Here is a 19,443-nt window from a genome sequence, read left to right as displayed (position 1 = left end):
GCAGATCAGATTTTAGTGGCAGTGAGGGTTTTCATCACGCCGTTGATTTTTACTTTCACTTTACGTGGTATAGGAGAAGTAACCTTGTAACTGATCACCTTACCATCTTTCCACACAAAGTCCACGGTGAAATTCCCGCGTGCTTTTAGTCCCTTTACAGCGCCTTCCGCCTTCCACTGGTCGGGAACAGATGGCAGCAGATTGATAAATCCTGCATGGCTCTGTAACAGCATTTCAGCGATACCCGCAGTAGCGCCGAAGTTGCCATCTATCTGGAAGGGTGGGCCTGCGGATAACATGTTCTGGTATACGCCCCCACCTGCGCCATAGTTGATATCAGTTCTGGCGGTGGGTTTCAGCAGTTCCCGTAATAGTTTGAATGAGCGGTTGCCGTCCTGCAGTCTTGCCCAGAACAACAGCTTGTAAGCGATGGTCCAGCTGGGACCATCATCACCTCGCACTTCCAGCGTTTTCTTTGCTGCCGCTGCCAGATCAGGTGTGTTTTCGGCCGTGATCAGTGATGCAGGATACAGTCCCCAGAGATGGGAGATATGCCGGTGCTGCGGATCGGTTTCTTTGTAGTCTTCCAGCCATTCCATGATCCTGCCGTCTTTGGAGATCACACCGGGGGGAGGAAGCATGGCTATCTTCTGCTGTAGCTCTTTTCTGAATGCACTGTCCTTACCCAATGTAACTGATGCTGTAATAACGTTGTTGAACAGGTCACGTACGATCTGGTTATCAATAGTAGCCCCGATACAGATACTGGCATGTTTACCATTCGGTAAATAGAATGCATTCTCAGGAGAAGAAGAGGGAGACATGACCAGCCAGCCCGTCTTTTCATCTTTGATCAGCAGGCTGTTATAGAACAGGGCAGATTCTTTTATCACAGGATAGATATCCGCCAGGTAACGCTTATCGTTGGTGAATGCATAGTGCTCCCACAGGTTATTGCACAACCATCCTGAGCCTGACTTGGTAGCTCCCCAGGAAGCGCTTTCCCCGGGTTCTGTAAAACCCCATACATTGGTGATGACATGCGCTACCCAACCCGGTGCATTGTAATAGGCACGGGCGCTTCTTTTGCCGGGTTCCACCAATCCCTTTACCAGGTCAGCCAGTGGCAGGTTCAGTTCTGAAAGATTAGACACTTCCACCGGCCAGTGGTTCATCTGTACATTCACGTCGAGGTGATAGTCGCCATTCCATGGCGTTTGTACCTGGTTGGCCCAGAGTCCCTGTAAATTCGGTGGCAGCAGCCCTGGCCTGGTACTGGATATCAGCAGGTAACGGCCAAACTGGTAAAAGAGTACCGGCAGTTCTTTGTCAGCTGCTGAATTGTTGTAAAAGGCCGCCAGACGTTTGTCTGTTGGTAATGCACTGGCGGCGCCTTTTCCGAGGCTTAGCTGTACTCTGTTAAACAGTTTACCGTAGTTATTGATATGCTGTTTCCGTTGGATGGCATAGCTTTTCTTTATAGCAGCTGCCAGTGTCTGATCGATCTTCTTTTTGAAGTCGGGATTCCTGAAATCCGTACCGGCAGCCACATACAAAATAATCTCCGTAGCGTTCCTGATCACCAGTGCGTTTCCTTCCGTACTGATAGCGCCATCTTTAATGCTGGCTTTAACAGTAGCCTGGTATTGCATGCCTTTACCGTCAGTGCCATTATCCAGCTGACCATACAGTTCCAGTGCATTGCCACTAATACGGCTGGATGATCTCTCCGGCCTGCTCATCGTCACACGACAATTGAGCTTCCCCGGCTGATCTGCTGTTAACCGGATCATCCCCAGGTCATCCCCATAGCTGGTAAAGTATTCGCGTTTGTAAGTAACGCCATCTGCTTTATAGCTACAGGTAGCGATGGCCTGTTCCAGCGACAGTGTTCTTTCATACTGTTCCGGCGTACCACTGGCAGCACCTTCAAACTGTACCTGCAATTCGCCCAATACCTGGTAACAGCCAAAAGGCGCGCTGCCCGAACCTTTGCCGGTGCAGATGAAGTCCTTGTCCATCAACGCCTGAGCCTCATCATTCCTGCCTTCTTTCAGCAACTGCCTGATACGCGGCAGTTGCTTATAAGCTTCATAATTGTTGGCATCCTGCGGTGCGCCTGACCAGAGCGTGATATCGTTCAGTACGATCTTCTCGGTAGTTATACCGCCATCGGGCATCATACCTAAACGGCCATTACCAAGGGGCAGCGTTTCCTCCCATTCCTTTGCCGGTTTGTCATACTTTAGTTCCAACGCATGGCTTTGTGCGGTGCAGTATGCTACCGGCAAGGCTGCGACGATAATTGTGATAATACTTTTGCTGAAAAACATCATTAGACCTGTAACTTTTGATAACTATTCTTTATTCCAGAACGTGAGTTCCGACATGTTTACATAATTGTTTTCTCCATTGGCATTGTGCAATACTCTGATACGGATATAACGCACCGGTGGCGGATTGCTGATCAGCGTTGTTTTATAAGGCGCATTGCCATTGTCTGTCCTGATCACTTCTTTCAGCAATGTCCATCCTTTTGCCTGCATGGCTGCTTTCCAGCCTCCATCGCGGGAGTCCAGTTCAGGTACCGCATTGGTAATGTCTGCAATGCCCCATACTTCAAACTGATCAGGATTATTACAACAATCCCTGCCCGTTTCTTCTATTGCGCCCAGGTTGCTGTATACTTTGCCCATGTCAAAGCTGAGCACTCTTGGCACTGAACTATTCCCATCACTGTGGAATATATTCGGATAACCCTGCGGACCTACAGATCCATCCCACAACTTACTCACCCGGGTATCAGACTGGAAAATTCCCATATCTCCATAAAGGCTCAACTCACTGAACAGACTTTTGTCACAGACTACCTGTCTGAAAATAGTAGGGAAAGTGTCATTCTGCAAGGTGTAGAAAGTATCCAATGCGCCTGTTACAGGAATATAAGAAGACTTATAGACTACAGGCGTACCGAATTTATAGTCTGTCAGTGTGAGCGAGTCTACATCCGGAGATAAAGACAGCTGTGCCAGTTCTCCGGTCTTTTTGGTGTATTGCAGCGCAGTATTAATGTTGATCGTATCTGGTGTGGCAAACCGGATGATGACCGAGCTGTCTTCCTGAATAGTATAAGGATTTTCCGGGTTGTTTAGCCTGTTATTGAGCGTGGCTGTGTATACGGTGCCATAGACTCTTGCATTACTGATCTCTGTGGCGACAGACCTGTTGCCTTTGGCGTCATAGGAGTATATCACGAAGGAATATACATATTCCGACAGGCCAGATATGATACACCTCACAGTATCACTGGTATTGTGCGTAGTGGAAGTGATCTCGAGTGAATCTGCTTTGTTATTCCAGTACACCATGTACTTAACAACACTGGGATCGGGGCTGGGTTGCCAGATCAGTTGCAGCCGGTTATTGCCGGGCAATGCTTTTGCATTGGCGATTGCTCCCGGATAGACCAGTTCTTCGCCTCCCAGGAAATCGCGGTAGTCAGTTGGTTTTTTACTACAGGCCAGCAATATGAGTAAGCAGGCCAGCACATATATTTTGTTTGTATGATAGCGTTTCATTTTTCTGCCGTTTAAGGTGTTATTATCTCGGATCTCCCCAGAAGGTCAGCTCTGCCACATTGAAAAAGTTGTTTGTCTGTGCCATATTGGAAATGCATTCGAAGCGCATGTACCTTACCTTGGGTAAGTTAAGCGGGAAATTGTAGCTGAAGCCTGCATTCCAGAACGTGAGGTCCGCATTGGTGTATTGCGGATTAGGCAATCTGGACGGCTTCCCTGGTGCATCGAACACACCCAGGTTGATCCAGCCTTTAGGCGTCTGACCACCTACAGGAGGCAGGTTGTTCTCATCAGGCATAGTCTCATCCACAGGCTGATCTTCCCTTCCCCATAACACCCATCGCTGTGGGGCTCCTGCCTGCCATAACCAGTTGCCACTGCCATCAATTCCCCTGTTCCAGATTGTATACCGGCTTAACCTGGCAGCTTTGCCCATATCAAATGTGATCACTGCAGGCCATACCAATGGCTGGATAGGCTGTTCTGTATGGTAGCCGGGCGATTGTGCGGTGCCATTCCATAGATACTGGATCACCCATCCAAACCCGGTCCTGGCATCTGTTCCCAGCGGATAGCCCTGAAACAGGGACTTGTCCATCTGGGCTTCAAACACAGGTGTAATAGTAGAGAACAGGGTATCAGAGATGTTACCCCACTGGTCTGTAACATATACCCCGAATTGATGTGGGATCGTATCATAGCCTCTGAGACTGAAGGAAATGGTATCCTCGTTGGTATAATTCTGTGCGATGATCTGGTACTTGTTTGTCTCGTCGGGGGCAACAGTAATGATACCCAGGGCGGCTTGGGTCTTATTGAGACAAGTGATATTCACTCCGCCGAAATCCTGTTGCATCGTCACTGTAGGGCGGGTGAGCAGATAAGGAGGCGTATCCGGATGTACCGTCACCGTAACCGGCTCAGAAGACACCTGCGCACGGCTTACAGTACGTAACACCACTTCATAGTCCTGGCTTTTTGCAAAACCGCTTACCGTGATGCTATCGGAGTAATAGGAAGACTTTGCCTGTCTGCTGGTTTTATCATTGATCTTATACTCTGCCTGCACATACAGGATGTTGGGTGAATTAGGCAATTTATAAGTGATATACGCTCCTCCGTTGAAATTCACCACCTTCACATCTGTAACCACTCCGGGTTTCGTCATATCGGTGGAGACTATTTCATTGTAACCGTCCAGCCTTTTGCAGGACAGTGGTACTGCGGCCATAACGATCAGCAGTAACAAAAGTTGATGTATATGATGTTTACTGTATTTCATACGTGATAATTAAGAAGTAGATGGATAAGCTGTCTTACCAGTAGAGCGTTTGTACCAGGTTAGGGTTGGTTAAGAGATCATAATCCTGTATCGGGTACAGGTAGTTCTTCAGACCAAAAGCTGTTTGCTGCGCGATCCTTATCTGGTAGTAACCCGCTGTTGTTCTGTTAAATACATTCCAGCCCAGGAAGGGAGTGCTTAACACATTCTGCAGCTCTTTCCATCTGCGGAGGTCCCAGCCAGCCTGTCCTTCGAATGCTGTTTCAATCCTTCTTTCCTGATGGATGATGGTCCGTAACCCGTCTTTGGAATTGCATTTATTGGGATTGTTGGAATACTGTGACCAGGAAGCTACTACACCCTGCAAACCAGCTCTGGCCCTTACTTTGTCAATCCATTGATAAACTTCGGCCCCAGGGCCATTCACTTCATTCAGGCATTCTGCATAGAGCAACCAGAGACTGGTCAGGCGCATGAAGGGCCAGGAGTAATTCTGTTGTACACTGTTTTGTCCGAAGGTGGTTTGATAAGGTACCAGCTTCTTTGCCCAGTAACCTGTTGCATTATAGCGCAGCTGATCTGGAGGGGCAGCGAAGCCGTTCACCGCATTCACGTAATTGGGGTTGTTGTCGTCCAGGTTACCCGATCCGAACCATACGCTGCCATCAAAAGCAACATCGGCATAATAACGTGGTTCCCTGTCGAAGTTGCCCTTCACAGTAGTATATCCTTTCTTAATGTAATAGGCATGTGTATCGTCGCCCGCCTGTAGTTTATAACGGTTCTTATAGTCCCAGAACCTGTCTTCGTTGATAGGTACACCATTGCTGCTATAGAACAATTCTGACTGTCCGATAGGCACAGAGAAATTGGAATATACGGCAAATACATTGGCCGCTGCTTCTGCTGTCACACGCGGAGAGGCCATATACTGCCATCCGAACTGCGGATTGAGTGTCCACACCTGTTCCGTATTCCAGCTATCTACAAAGGCGCCCTGTATAGTAAGCAGTCTGCGTGTAATGTCTGACATATGTACTACACCTCCGGATATCCTCAGCTGATAGAGGTCAGCGCCTGCAGTGGCGGCAGCATCAATGGCCTCCTTACAGGCGATCATGGCACGTTGCCATTTTGCGTCGTCATATTCTGAAGGAAAAAGTCTTGTACCATCACCCCGCTTCATGGAAGCATAGTCAGGATTGCCGTTAAACAAAGGACTGGCCTGCGTCACGAGTACTTCCGCCTTCACAGCCTTTGCGATAGTACCGCTGATGCGACCCTGTTCTGCAGCCAGGTTCTGGATAACAGGCGGCAGGTCAACGATGGCTTCGTCCAGCAGTCGTACTACATAGTTAAAGCAGGAATCAACTGGTTGCTGTTTGATCCTTACCTGATCAATAGAAGCATTTACCGGAAGATTTACATCCACGATAGGAATAGGACCATACATTCTAATGAGCCAGTAGTGGAAATAGGCTTTCAGGAATTTAGCTTCCGCATTCCATCTTTTACGCTGGAACTCCGGCAGATCGGGCGCTATGTGAGAGTTCTCCAGGAAGATGTTACACTTTCTGATGGCCTGCCACATATTCAGGCCCATGTTATAACCATCCCAGTAGTTCAGCAGTGGGTTGGCGCTGTTTTGCAAACCGCGTATGATACTGAAGCCGGCATCGCCGCCTCCGCCACCAAGTGTAGTCTGATCCTGCAGAGGATAAGGAAACATCACTTCGCCTGATGTAGTGAATCCGGCATTCCTGCGTATGTCTGTCAGGGCCTGCAGGGTGGCGTAACAGCCAAATAAATAGGCCTGCGTTTCATTGGCATTGGCAAAAGCGCTTTCCAGTGTCGCAACATCGTCGGGTACAACGTCAAGATATTTCTTACAGGAAGGTTGTATTAATATAGACAGGCAGGTGACTGCACAGAGTAGTTGTTTTGTAATGGATCTCATAAGTAATCGTTTACGTTACTTTCGTTAAAAATTGACGTTAGCTCCGAAATTGAGCACCTTCTGAATAGGATAGCTGAACCCCTGGCCGGCCTGTTCAGGATCCCAGAGCTTGAAGTGGCTAAAGGTGAACAGGTTCAGTCCACTGAAATACACGCGCATACTGGAGATGTACATGTGTCTTGCAAGAGACTTCGGCAGCGTGTAACCTATCTCAACTGATTTCAAACGCATAAAACTGCCGTCTCTCAGCCACCAGGTACTTTGTTGTTGGTTGTTCAGGATATCACTGGTTGCTAAGCGTGGCCATAATGCATATAGGTGTTGGTTCTCTTCGGACCAGTGATCGTCAGCATAAGCCTGTAATATCTGTGCCTTGTTCACGAAAGGAGCAGTACCATATTTACCATGATACCTGTCATCTTCGGAAGTAGCGTTAATGAAGAATGATTCCCTGGCCAATCCCTGGAAGAACGCATTCAGGTCGAAATTTTTATATCCCATTGAAAAGCCGAATCCATAGATGATCTGTGGCGTGGTTGGCAGACCAATAGGCACCTGATCATCCTGATTGATGATACCATCTTTGTTGACGTCCCTATATTTGATATCACCACCGATCGGTAATGGTGAAGAGCCGAACAACTGAGTAGGAGAGTTGGCAGCTTCCTTATCATCTACAAACAATCTTTCCGCGATGTAACCAAAAGGCTGATTGATAGGTCTGCCTTTCTGGAAACGGTAGCTGTATTTATATTCCGGTTCTTCATAACGGCCATAGTGGTTGGACGTAACTGTAAGGTTACCCAGCACAGAGGCCCACATGGTTTTTGAGATGTTCTGTTTATAATTGATATTCAGATCAAGTCCTTTGGCATAGGCAGTACCCACGTTGGATTTAACAACAGCTTCGAGACCGTTTGTAACAGGAATGTATCCGCGTTGCTGCAGGATGTTGTACCTGTATTCATGGTAGATCTCTGCTGTGATGTTCAGCTGGTGCAGTATGGTGATCTCCGCCGCCAGGTTGGTCTTACGGGCAGTCTCCCATGTTACGCCGGGGTTAGGATAGTTCTGGATGGTGGTACCGTACATCTTCACACTGTTGTTGGTGCCAAAGACGGCGGAGGGACCATTCACATCATCTGGCGTTACGTTGGACAAATAGTAGAAGCGGGTATTGTCGATATTGTCATTCCCCACAATACCATAGCTGCCTCTCAGTTTCAGCCTTGTAACAATTTCGGATATATCGCCTTTCCAGAATTTCTCGTTGGATATCACCCAGCCTGCACCAATGGTAGGAAAGAAGCCCCAGCGGTATTGGGTGGAGAAACGTTCGGAACCATTGTATCCGAAGTTGAATTCGAGAAAGTATTTGCTGGCGAATGAATAGGTAGCTCTACCTGCCAGTCCGAGGTTACGGTAAGGCAATGAATACTGTAAGGATGGCTGGTTTGTATTCGGATCATTTGCATCAGCGTTCAGCTTTTGCTGGCGTGTACCAATGAGCGCCGCGCTGATATTGTGCTTGCCGAAAGTTCTGGCATAGTCCAGGCTTCCCTGCAGGTAAAGGAATGTATTCACATTCTTATTGCCCGGGTAGTAGCTGAGGAATTCCTGCGCACTTCCCGGCTGGTTATTAAGCCAGTTAAGGGTATAGGTGTTGTTAGCCTGATCATAACTTCCCACATCATAATAGAAAGGGCTGTATGCTCTTTTAAGATCGAAATAAGCGTATCTGTTCGTGCTGAACAAACCATGAAAAGCCAATCCTTCGGTAACGAAGTTGAGGTTCTGGTTCACTTCGAACTGGGCAGATAACTTTGATTCTGAAAATGATTTATATCCATACATCAGGGATGCATATGGATTGCTTTGCAGTCCGCCTGTAGTACTGAGCGAATTACCGAAAAGAATATGTTTTGTCAGCAGGTTCGCACTATCCGCAGGGAAATAGGCGGGGAAGGCTACTGGGCTGGTATGCAGCGCCCTGTCGTACATATCACTGGCAAAACCCGACTGGTCGTCGGTGATAGGCCCTGTATAGTCATTGAAATTTCCCCAGAGGCGAACGACTGCTTCTGTGGTTTTGGTCAGTTTAACGTTGACGTTTGAACGTAACTGGTAGTTTTCAAACTTCATGGAGGAGTTGAAGTTGTTGACAGGGTTTACCTGTAAGATACCATTATCCCTGTCGTAAGACCCTGCAATATAATACCTTGCAGCTTCTGTACCTCCCTGTACGCTGAAGTTGGCGCGTTGTGTGGTAGTCTGGTCTTTAAACAGCGTAGACATCCAGTCAACCGCAGGATACACATAGGGATTGCTGCCGGGGGCTTTATTCATGGTAGCCTGTGTGTTGATGATCTGGTTGGGCGTGTACTGCGGTGTTGCCAGCGGATTACGCGTGGTCAGCGCTTCATTGTACAGTTTCATGTAGGTAACAGGATCGGCTAGTTTCACCGTTTGTGTAGGTTTGGAGATAGAGCGTTCGTAACGGAAGCTCATACGGGCTTTCCCCGTTTTGCCTTCCTTGGTGGTGACCAGTATAACGCCGTTAGCACCCCTGGCGCCATAGAGCGCGGCAGCGCTGGCATCTTTCAGGATAGAGAAGCTGGCGATATCATCAACCTGCAGGCGGGCCAGATCGTTGGAGCTTAGCTCAACGTTGTCAACCAGTATCAGCGGACTGGCGCTGTAACCGAATGTGGTGACACCCCGGATGAAGAAGGATGAATTGTCCAGTCCCGGCTGACCGCCACGCTGGAATGACACCATACCGGCAATCTGTCCGGCCATAGCGTTGGTAAGGTTGCTGGAAGGAATCTTCAGGGCAGCGGGATCGATGCTTGTTACTGATCCTACTACGGCTTCTTTCCTTTGTTTTCTTCCATAGGCCACTACCACCACTTCTTCCGCGCTGAAGGTGGCTGGCCGCAACACGAGGTTGATCACCTTCGTGTTGGGCGTTATGGAAATGAATTGTTGCTCGAAACCTACAAACGAAAACCTGAGCATGGCGCCCGGCTCTACATCGAGAACGAACTTTCCGTTTGCGTTGGTGGATGTTGCGACGTTCTTTTTGTTTTCAGCTACAATGTTTACACCTTCAAGTTTTGCCCCTGAAGTATCTGTCACTGTTCCTGTGACGGTTATTTTTTCAGCCTGTTGTGCAACGGCATTGTAGGTAAGGAACGTGGATAATAAAAAAAGCAGGCACGCGGATTTTAAGGCCCTGAGCCGGTACGTGGAGAGGAATTCTGGCATAAACCAAGATTTAGGAAGATAGTGTGAATAAAACTATTTCAACATGGAATTGCGGGCAAAAGTATCTTATGAGAGATGTAAGGGAAATGGAAGATTCATTTATTTTGATGGATTATTCTACGATTTTGGACAAAATAGTATTTTTGCCATCAGGCCGGATTTTGATAAGTCAAGATAGTATTGGGCTGAGTTAATTTAATATGAATCACGTTATTGGTCCCGTAAAATAGTCCAACCTCCATTACATTAAGATAGTATTGGGCTGAGTTAATTTAATATATATCACGTTATGAGAACGGTCAAACGAAAAGACGGTTTCGAAGGGGAACGAATGATCAGCCTTCCCGAAACAGTCTGGAAAAACGCCATTAAAGCCAACCCGGTAATTGGTCAATTGTACATCACACACATCGGTTATTTTCCGAGAGCGGCTTATCACTACCGCGAAAGAAAGAATGGATGCCCTGACAATATCCTGTTGTACTGTGTAAAAGGAAAGGGATGGTATGCTGTGGATGACAGGCATTTTGAGATGGGAGTAAACCAGTTTGTGATCGTGCCTGCTACGAAGGCCCGTTTGCGTTATGGGTCGGACGATGAAAATCCATGGACCATTTACTGGGTACATTTTAGCGGAAAGGATATAGACAGCTTCAACCGCGGCTTTAATATAGGTTTGCTGGATGGTCCGCGGCATATACATTCCAATGAAACAGGTATTCAGTTATGGGATGTCATGTACCAGAGCCTGAAGATGGGATTTGGTAAAGACAACCTGGGGAAGGCGAATTTATGCCTGTATCATTTCGTTTCTTCGTTCCTGTACCCGGAAAAGGAACGCAGGGAGGAAAGTGAGGCGAAGAACAGGATTGACGGTACGATAAAATATATGCAACAGCATTTGTCTGCTATCCTGACTGTGGAAGATCTTGCGCAGCAATGTGAGCTGTCTCCCTCTCATTTCTCCAATCTGTTCAAGAAAGCAACGGGCATGTCGCCGTTGAATTACTTTATTCATCTGAAGCTGCAGAAGGCCTGCCTGTTGTTGTATACTACTGATATGAAGATCAAAGATGTGGCAACGGTCATTGGTTATGAGGATCCCTATCATTTTTCCCGTTTGTTTAAAAAGACGATGCATATTTCACCGGAGCAATACCGTGGGTTGAGAAGGAAGGAGCACCCGGCGGGGTAGGTATGTGTGCCGGGCTTTCCAGGATGTAACCAGGATATGACCAGGATATGACTAGCATTATCCTTCGTTAATCTTTCGTTCGGAACGAAGGATTAACGAAGGATAATGCTAGTCATATTCTGGTTTCATCCTGGTCATTTCCTGGATTGAACCTGTATTAAACTAGCATACAACTAGCATATTCCTCGGTTATTCCTCCGTCTTTCCTCCGTTATTCCTCCGTTTTTAACGGAAGAAAGACGGAGGAAGATCCTGGTCATATGCTAGTTACATGCTGGTTAAATGAAGGTGCGGGTTTTGTCATGGCAGGGACGAACCGCTTTTATCAGGCATTTAAGGCTGAATTTAAGCCGCAATAGGGACGAAGTGTCCTGATACCTCATAGAGGCCCTTAGACCCAAATGAAGCCTCTTATGGCCTTTTTTTACAGGTGCCCAATTCCAGGCAAGCTGATGCGGTATATTTCGTTATTTTTGCATTCAAATTTTTAACAAGATGAATAAATACGAAAGACTAAAAAGTGAGCTGCAGACAGTAGGGGCAGGAAGAATGAAAGCCTTTGGAAGCTCTATGTTACCCATTTTAAAAAGCGGAAGCCTGCTTACGTTCACAAAAGCAGAAGAATATGAGATCGGTGATATTGTGTTCTGTAAAGTAAGGGGGCGTTACATTGATGCGCATAAGATCGTGAAGAAAGATGCGAACAAAGGATTTCTGATAGCTAATAATCACGGCTTTGAGAATGGATGGACTAAGAGCATTTACGGCCGTGTAGTTACCGGAGAATTTGAGAACAGGATCATTTATCAGAGAGGTTGATTGCAGTACACCCCAATTACCCCGGGCCATCCGCGTTGTTTACACGGAGAAATAACAAGGCCCCGGGTTCCAAAAAAAAACACGTCGTAACCATCATTGAAGCCTACACTTAAACCTGCTACAACCGCCTTACACCTACCTTATCAGTTGATCGCAGAAATATCCTTCCAATAAAAGCCAGACCTATTTAACATGCGATTAACTAAGTTGTAATGAAAAAAAATTACCTTGGTTTCATCTGTTGAAAGTCCCGTAAAACGGGAGGGGGTACTAAAAAAATGTTTATGCAAATGGGACGCATAAAAGCCAGGGATACTATTCTCCTGATCTGTTACTTTTTGTTCACAAGTATGTTTATCTATGCAGCTGCATCCAAACTGATGAATTACCGGATATTTATTATTCAGATGGATCGTCAGCCATTTCCGGATAAGTACACGCACTTACTGGTGTGGAGTGTTCTTTCATCCGAGATCCTGTCGGCTGTGATGATGATGACCTTTTCCCTGAGAAGGATAGGGTTGTTCTTTGCTACGACATTGATGATATGTTTTACTGCCTACATCATCCTTGTCAAACTGAACTACTATGGCGTAATTCCCTGTAGCTGTGGCGGTGTGATTGCGAGCTTTACATGGACGCAACACCTGATCTTCAACCTCTTTTTTATTGTTATCGGCATTGTTGGTATTTACCTGGAACAGCAATTCAGCAAGAAGATGGCATAGTTACTATCACACACGAAACATTTTTTACATTACTGACGTTTACACATAACATATAATAAACAGCAATCGCTTATGTAACGGGGACAATAGCACGAAATCTACCTGAACGGGGGATATTAGGGGATAGTTTATTGCATTGAAAGTAAAAACGCTTACTGCCTGGAAAGGAGACTGACACAGCATTCTCCTGATCTTAATGTATTAAGAACAATATTGCCTATAAATCTATGTGCCGCAGGCATGAGGGGGGATTCATGTCTTAAAGGGAGAAGCATGCCTTAAAGAGGATGAGAAGGAAGTATAATCTTAATGTATTAAGAATAATACTGGTTATAAATGAACGTGCCGCAGGCATGCGGGGGGATTCATGTCTTAAAAGGCGAATTATGCCTTAAAAGGGGGAGTCATGCCTTAAAGAGGATGAGAAGGCAGTATACTTCACGAAGTGGGGTCAAGATCGTGTACCTATAATTTCAAAATAACGTACCAATCAAATCAATCACCTCAATTATTAATTAGCATTCGTATGAAAAAGATCAAACTACTATTCGCAGTCCTCGCCGCTGTAGCAGGAACAAGCGGCGCTATCGCATCCAATCTTCCTTCTTCCTCTTCTGCAGACGTTTTACATAACTGGATAAACTGGGACGATGAATTGGTGCTTGTGAATGCGACACAGACACAGGCTCAAACACTTTGTTCAGGAACTTTCGGCATCTGTCTTCGTGCCCAGGATAATACAACCATCTATACAGTTGGAGACTTTACGTTCTGAAACAGTAAAAACAAAACAGCACCAGGCCTATATGTCCTGGTGCTGTCTTATACCGCAATTTGTCCTGATACTACGATTATGGTTCTCCGTTAGTATCCGTCATTTTGTGTGAGTGCCGGATTCAAAGTTCTCTGTGCTTGTGGTATCGGCCACAGTTCCCTTGTTGCTTTCCAGTCTGATTTGATCGCCTGCAAAGTTTCTGATGCTTTACCCGTTCGCCTGAGATCCAACCATCTGTGCCCGCATTCCATGAAGAGTTCAATTCTTCTTTCCCGTTCTATCTTTTCATATAGTTCGGCTGCAGATATGCCGGGGTTGGTGGTTTGTACCAATGGAAGGCCCGCACGCAGCCGGATGGCATCCAGGTCTGCGATGGCCCCGGGCAATGCGTTCAGATGTACGCGACTCTCCGCACGGATCAACAGTATCTCGGCAAGACGGAATATCATATTGTACTCCAGCGGTTTTGAATTGAGGATGAAGTCAGCTTTTCTTTTATACTTAAATGGATAATAGTAGGTGATACCGTTAATTACCTTACTTGCGACCCACGATTTCCAGCGCTTATCATTTGCCTCAAATGCGCTGGTGAGGTATGTTGTCAATGCAAAAGCCGGTCGGGCGGCGTCTGTTGGAATAAATGTATTGCCTTCCATGGTGTTATAACCTACAAGAACGGGCTGTATCTGGAATATGGCTTCGGCACTGTTAGCGAGAAATACGTCATCGGGGGCAGTTAATTGGTAACGGCCTGTATTGATAATTTCGGTGGCTTCTTTCTCTGCCGCCTGCCATTGCTGTTGGTGCAGGTAAAATCTGGCCAGGAGAGCAGCAGCTGCATATTTATTTGCTCTGACCTTTTCGTTCGTAGGATAGGCCTCTGAGAGTAATTCTTTTGCACTAAGCAGATCTGTAAGAATGCTCTTCCGTATGGCGTCCGTTTCAGTTCTCGGCATATTTTCATTGACCCTGTAGTCTGTTACGGTAATGAGCGGCACTTTGCCGAATAGCTGGAGCATTTGAAAGTAAATAAAAGCCCTTAAAAGCTTGCACTCTCCGCTTAGTTGGTTTTTGGTGGCCTCGGAAATGCCTTTGCTATTGCTTAGTTTTTCCAGACATGTATTGATCTGGTAGGCAAAGCGATAAGAATTATTCCAAAAGTTGCCTTCGATGACCGTATTGATGGTTGAAATGGCACTGTTGTTAAATTCCTGAATTGGGATTGTCTGTCCTGTATAGAATGCTTCATCTGCATATATTGCGGAGTAGCTGGTGATAGCCGCCATGAATATATTGGATGTGCCGGCGATGAGGGAGTAGATGCCCAGGACGGCCGTTTCGGCTGTTTCTTTATTCTTGAACAGGTCATCGCCTACAGCTTTGTTAGCCGGATTATCGACATTCAATAAGTTACAACTGAACGAAAAGCAGCAGATAATTGCTGTTAATAAAAACTGTCTTCTCATTTTGTGGTTAATAAACGTATTACGCATATAGTATTATTTCATTTACATTTATTGTAGGGAAAACCGGATACCTCCTGCAATGGTCCTAAGCGTAGGTAGGAAAAGGATATTAGCCGTTTCTGGATCGCCTTCCTTATACCTGCTAATCGTAAAAAGGTTCTGTGCATTGCAGAAGATGGTGAGCTGCACAGGCCTTTTATCTTTACGCTTGTGCATATCTAATGTGTAGGAAACGGCAACATTCCTGCATTTCAGGAAGCTGCCATCAGAGTACGCTTCTTCAGAGTTAACGATTTCTTTCCTTGAGCCATAAACTGTTCCCGTCGGTTTCGTTGAATATTTCGGATATCGGGCATTGTCTCCCTTTTGGCGCCAGTGATTAAGGACGATGTCAGACTGATTGACCATCGTTCCAGGAAAGAAATTATTGACGTAAGTGCCGTATAGATAATTAGGTACCAGTTGCTTTCTGAATTCACCGGCTAAGGAGAAACTGAAACGCTTATATTGTACATTCAGCTGGACACCGCCATGATATACAGGATCAAGACTGCCTATCACTTTATAATCGGCGGAAGTATAGTGACCGTTGCCGTCTGCATCTGCCAGTCTGAAAACGCCGCTGTCGGAAGAAACGCCCTTAGACTGCAGTTTATAAAGCACATTCAGCGATTCTCCTATCACATAGGTGCCGGCATAGGAGGAGTTGGCCAGGTTGTTAAAACGGAGCAGTTTGTTCCTGGGTATACTGATATTGAACGCTGCATTGAATATAAAGGACTTACTTTTTATAATATCACCGTTAATAGCGAATTCCCAGCCGCTACTCTGTACCAGTGCGTCGAAGTTTTTCAATATACCGGTAAAACCTGTTTGTATAGGCAATGCATAGTTTAATAACTGGTTGTCGCTTCTGTTCTGGAAGTAAGCAAATGAGGTGAGCAGCCGGTCTTTGAAAAATCCCAGTTCCAGCGCTGCTTCAATTTTTCGGGTCCTTTCCCAGGTGTAGGCCGGGTTATAAAGCGCATCCGGCGTCATGGTCGTCGTATTCTGATAAGGATTGCCAAAGGAAAGCGACCAGGTATCCAGGTATTTGTAATCCGCTATCTGATCATTGCCTGTAACGCCGATGCTTGACCGGAGTTTTCCAAAGCTGAGGAAGGGTAGCACTCCCTTTACAAAAGGCTCCTCTGAAAAGATCCAGGCCGCGCCTACGGAACCGAAGTTGCTGAACCGGTGCTCCGGGCTGAATTTGGAACTTCCGTCCCTTCGTCCTGAAAGATTGACGATATACCTGTTCCTGAGTTTATAGGTGATCCTGCCGAAGACGGCGCCATATTTATACTCAAGACGGTTGGTGAGTTTGCTGGATATAATGGGAGCTCCGTCAATCGAGGAGAGCAGGGCATCACTGGTATAACCTGTTCCTGTTATAGTGAAAGTATAATTACTGGTATACTGAAAGGAGGCTCCGCCTAATATGGTCAGTTCTCCATTGTTGATGCGGCGGTTGTATTCCGCTTGGGGCTCCACAAGATAGCTTTTAAAGTTATTGTTCCCGAAAGAGGAAGTACCGGTGATGTTATCAGTAAGATAAGGGTTCTGGGATTTTATGGGAATCCTTAAATTTTCATTCGCCATTAGGCTGTTGTATCCCAGGTTGAACTTTACCTTAAGGTCTTGCAGTATTGCATATTCTGCATTGAGGTTGACAATCTGGTTTTCTGTTTCATGCACATAAGTTTTCAGCAATTCCGCTGCAGGGTTCTTAAACGGCTCGTTTCCCTCAATCCAGTTGAACTGATTGTCATCATTGTATAGTTTGGGTGCATTGGGAGGTAGCAATATCGACAGGGAGTTATTGAACATATCATTCCTGTCTTTCCCATAATTGGCGTATACCCCTAGCCTGAACTTATCGTCTGCAGACCTGTGGTTGAGCGAAAAACTGGCCGTTCCCCTGAGATAGGCCATATCGGAGGGAAGTACGGTGCCCTCCCGGTAGAAGCCAAGAGAGGTCATTAGCTGGGTGGTTGCATTGCCGCCTGACAGGAACAGGTTTGCACGGCTGGTAGGCGCGTTGCCTCCTATCTGCCATTTCTGCCAGTCGGTATACCGTGTAGTGTCCCATGACAGGATATCGGGTGCATAGCCGGGGGCACCGGGAGTATTGCTCAGCGCAAGTTTGTCATTCCTGAAGGCCTCATGCCGGAGGCTTAGGTACTGTGGTGTATTCAGTAAACTGAGTTTACTGCTTACCTGGCTGACACCCATTGTATAATCGGCCGTGAGTTTTAGTTTACCGGCAGTTCCTCTTTTGGTGGTAATATGAATTACCCCGTTCCCACCACGACTGCCATAGATGGCGGTAGCATCGGCATCCTTCAGTACTTCAATGCTTGCAATGTCTATACCATTAAGAATTGAAAATATTCCTACGTTGCTATTGGGATGGGCGGTGAGCAGGTTGATATTCTGATTGCCGGTGGGCAGTGGAATGCCGTCAACAACAATCAGGGGGCTATTGTTGCTAAGAAAGGAGTTCTGTACCCTAAGCCGGATATCCAGCGGAGTGCCGGGCGCACCACTGGCCTGGTAGATAGTCAGACCGGGTACACGGCCCTGAAGTGCCAGGAGTGGATTGCTTGTGGGATATTTTTCTATATCATTGGAAGCCACCTTTGCAACATTCCCTGTATTCAGTCTTTTTGAAGTGGTGCCATAGGCAATGATCACTGTTTCATCAAGAGGACTGGTATGCTGGTGGAGCACCACGCTGATATCCTTTTCAGGATCAGTAACGGGATATTCCTCTGTATCAAACCCGGTATAGCTGATCTTCAGGACAAGGTGGGGAGTGGTGGCCGGGATGAAGAACTGTCCGTCTTCTTTAGTACTGTATCTGTTATTGGTGCCTTTTATTAAGATGGTTGCCCCCGGTAGAGGCGTGCCCGTACTGTCCAGCACCTGCCCACGGAGACGGTATGTCTTTGGATCAGCAGCTGCAGCGGGGGGATCTTCCTGTGTCTGAGCGCCGGCGGCTGGCGATCTGAATATTACAACGTTCTCTCCCTCTATTTTACAGGAGAACCCTTTTTTATTGACTAAACGGTTGACGACTGTGAGTACATGTTCATTGATGGCACGGAAGGTATATTTCTCCTGGTCGTCAAGATCGTTGTGAGAGTAAAAGAAATGCAGTTGTGTCTGCGCACTGATGGTATCAAATATATCGTGTAAAGTAGTGTTATGCACGGAGAAAGTCACCTTCATGGCTATGGGAGATGATCTATCCTGCGCAATCACCGCAGTGGATAAGTATAGTGAGAACTGGAATAACAGCATGGGATATAACGCGCTGGCATGCCTCCTGGAAAGTTGCATATCTCTGGTATGAGTTTTTGTAAGACTATTCAGTATTGTTCCCGTCGGGTAGACAATTTTTATGAGCCAAACAGATGAACGATAGTTGTGTTTTTTTGGGTATTACTTATGCCGAAAAAAAGATAAACTATTCCAAAGTAGTTGTGGTAAAGCCTTTCATAACATATAGACCGGGCGCTAGAAACCGGATAATTTTATTATCATAATGATATTGGCTAATTTAGTATACTTTCTCCTGACTCGACTCTTTCGGAGCAATCTTATGATAATCCCAAGACAATTTGACTCATGACCAGATTACGCAGTAATTGCGTTGTCAGCCTTTTGTAATGCAAATATCAGTCCACGAAGATGACGAAAAACAGAAATTCAACATATATGCAAGTATCAGAAAATGTCATGCTGATCAGGCAGCTTAATGAAGGCAATGAACGTGCCTTTAACCGGCTCTTTGAGCTATACGCCAGCGATGTCAAAGCATGCGCACTTTATTATCTCAGAAATCCTGAAGATGCGGAGGATGTTGTGCAGGAACTGTTTCTTGAATTATGGAAAAGGAAAGGTACGCTGAGGATCCGGGGTGACCTGAGGGCTTATCTTATGTCCGCTGCCCATAATAAAAGTATAACCAAATCCGGGAGGAACAGGAAATATGAGGCAAGGAAGCAGCGGTATTCGGAGGATGTGGATCCGGACGCTGTGGAACTGCTGCCATTTGACAGGGAGAGTGAAAGAATGGATCAGGTAAGGGAAGCGCTGAAAAGGGTGCCTAAGAAGAGCCGGGAGGCCTTTGAAATGATCTATTTTTTACAAATGAGCTATAAAGAGGCTGCAGCAAAGGCCGGGGTAACGGAGGCGACCTTAAAAAGTCATGTACAGAATGCCTCGAATCATATCCGGAAAGAGCTCGGTGGAAGAAAAACCAGCGGGGGCTCAAAAAAAATTTTAATTCTTTTCATCTATTTCTTATCCCAATCATGTCTATAATAATA

Annotated in this window: 12 protein-coding genes; 5 read left to right on the top strand and 7 right to left on the bottom strand. The window is 46.3% G+C overall.

Annotated features, from left to right (window positions below; all coding sequences use genetic code 11):
• Positions 1-5 precede the first annotated feature (5 nt).
• From F3I09_RS24375 to F3I09_RS24355, 5 genes are read right to left on the bottom strand one after another with little or no spacing between them, the layout of a single operon-like run.
• A complete protein-coding gene (locus F3I09_RS24375; RefSeq protein ID WP_223233369.1) occupies positions 6-2,336 on the bottom strand; it encodes a glycoside hydrolase N-terminal domain-containing protein in 2,331 nt (776 codons plus the stop codon).
• 21 nt (positions 2,337-2,357) lie between these two features.
• Positions 2,358-3,578 carry a DUF4998 domain-containing protein gene (locus F3I09_RS24370; protein WP_149697668.1) on the bottom strand — a complete coding sequence of 407 codons (1,221 nt, stop codon included), beginning with the start codon at positions 3,576-3,578 and terminating at the stop codon, positions 2,358-2,360.
• 22 nt (positions 3,579-3,600) lie between these two features.
• Positions 3,601-4,860, bottom strand: coding sequence for a DUF4959 domain-containing protein (locus tag F3I09_RS24365; RefSeq protein WP_149697667.1), 1,260 nt, complete (start codon positions 4,858-4,860; stop codon positions 3,601-3,603).
• 34 nt (positions 4,861-4,894) lie between these two features.
• On the bottom strand, positions 4,895-6,817 hold the full coding sequence (locus tag F3I09_RS24360) for a RagB/SusD family nutrient uptake outer membrane protein (RefSeq protein ID WP_149697666.1): 1,923 nt from the start codon (positions 6,815-6,817) through the stop codon (positions 4,895-4,897).
• 24 nt (positions 6,818-6,841) lie between these two features.
• A complete protein-coding gene (locus F3I09_RS24355) occupies positions 6,842-10,084 on the bottom strand; it encodes a TonB-dependent receptor (protein ID WP_149697665.1) in 3,243 nt (1,080 codons plus the stop codon).
• Between the two features lie 289 nt (positions 10,085-10,373).
• Between F3I09_RS24355 and F3I09_RS24350 the strand changes: the two genes are divergently transcribed.
• The 4 genes from F3I09_RS24350 to F3I09_RS24335 all read left to right on the top strand — a co-directional run bounded on the left by F3I09_RS24350 (position 10,374) and on the right by F3I09_RS24335 (position 13,601).
• Entirely contained in the window at positions 10,374-11,279 is a 906-nt protein-coding gene (locus tag F3I09_RS24350; RefSeq protein ID WP_149697664.1) for an AraC family transcriptional regulator, read from the top strand.
• Between the two features lie 495 nt (positions 11,280-11,774).
• The gene (locus tag F3I09_RS24345; RefSeq protein WP_149697663.1) at positions 11,775-12,098 is read left to right on the top strand and encodes a S24 family peptidase; all 324 of its coding nucleotides are present in this window, start codon (positions 11,775-11,777) and stop codon (positions 12,096-12,098) included.
• Between the two features lie 290 nt (positions 12,099-12,388).
• Complete coding sequence (locus F3I09_RS24340) at positions 12,389-12,826, top strand: MauE/DoxX family redox-associated membrane protein (protein ID WP_149697662.1); 438 nt, start codon at positions 12,389-12,391, stop codon at positions 12,824-12,826.
• Positions 12,827-13,352: 526 nt separating this feature from the next.
• Positions 13,353-13,601, top strand: coding sequence for a hypothetical protein (locus tag F3I09_RS24335; RefSeq protein WP_149697661.1), 249 nt, complete (start codon positions 13,353-13,355; stop codon positions 13,599-13,601).
• A gap of 89 nt (positions 13,602-13,690) precedes the next feature.
• Here F3I09_RS24335 and F3I09_RS24330 read toward each other — a convergent pair whose 3' ends face one another.
• Both F3I09_RS24330 and F3I09_RS24325 read right to left on the bottom strand, forming a co-directional pair.
• Positions 13,691-15,067: a RagB/SusD family nutrient uptake outer membrane protein gene (locus F3I09_RS24330; protein WP_149697660.1), complete on the bottom strand. Its 1,377-nt coding sequence runs from the start codon at positions 15,065-15,067 to the stop codon at positions 13,691-13,693.
• 48 nt (positions 15,068-15,115) lie between these two features.
• A complete protein-coding gene (locus F3I09_RS24325) occupies positions 15,116-18,451 on the bottom strand; it encodes a SusC/RagA family TonB-linked outer membrane protein (RefSeq protein WP_149697659.1) in 3,336 nt (1,111 codons plus the stop codon).
• 378 nt (positions 18,452-18,829) lie between these two features.
• Between F3I09_RS24325 and F3I09_RS24320 the strand changes: the two genes are divergently transcribed.
• Complete coding sequence (locus tag F3I09_RS24320; protein WP_188133942.1) at positions 18,830-19,438, top strand: RNA polymerase sigma factor; 609 nt, start codon at positions 18,830-18,832, stop codon at positions 19,436-19,438.
• Positions 19,439-19,443: the final 5 nt, after the last annotated feature.

The sequence above is a fragment of the Chitinophaga sp. CF418 genome, assembly GCF_900142925.1.
Taxonomy (GTDB): domain Bacteria; phylum Bacteroidota; class Bacteroidia; order Chitinophagales; family Chitinophagaceae; genus Chitinophaga.
This window is presented reverse-complemented; position numbering and strand designations above follow the sequence as displayed.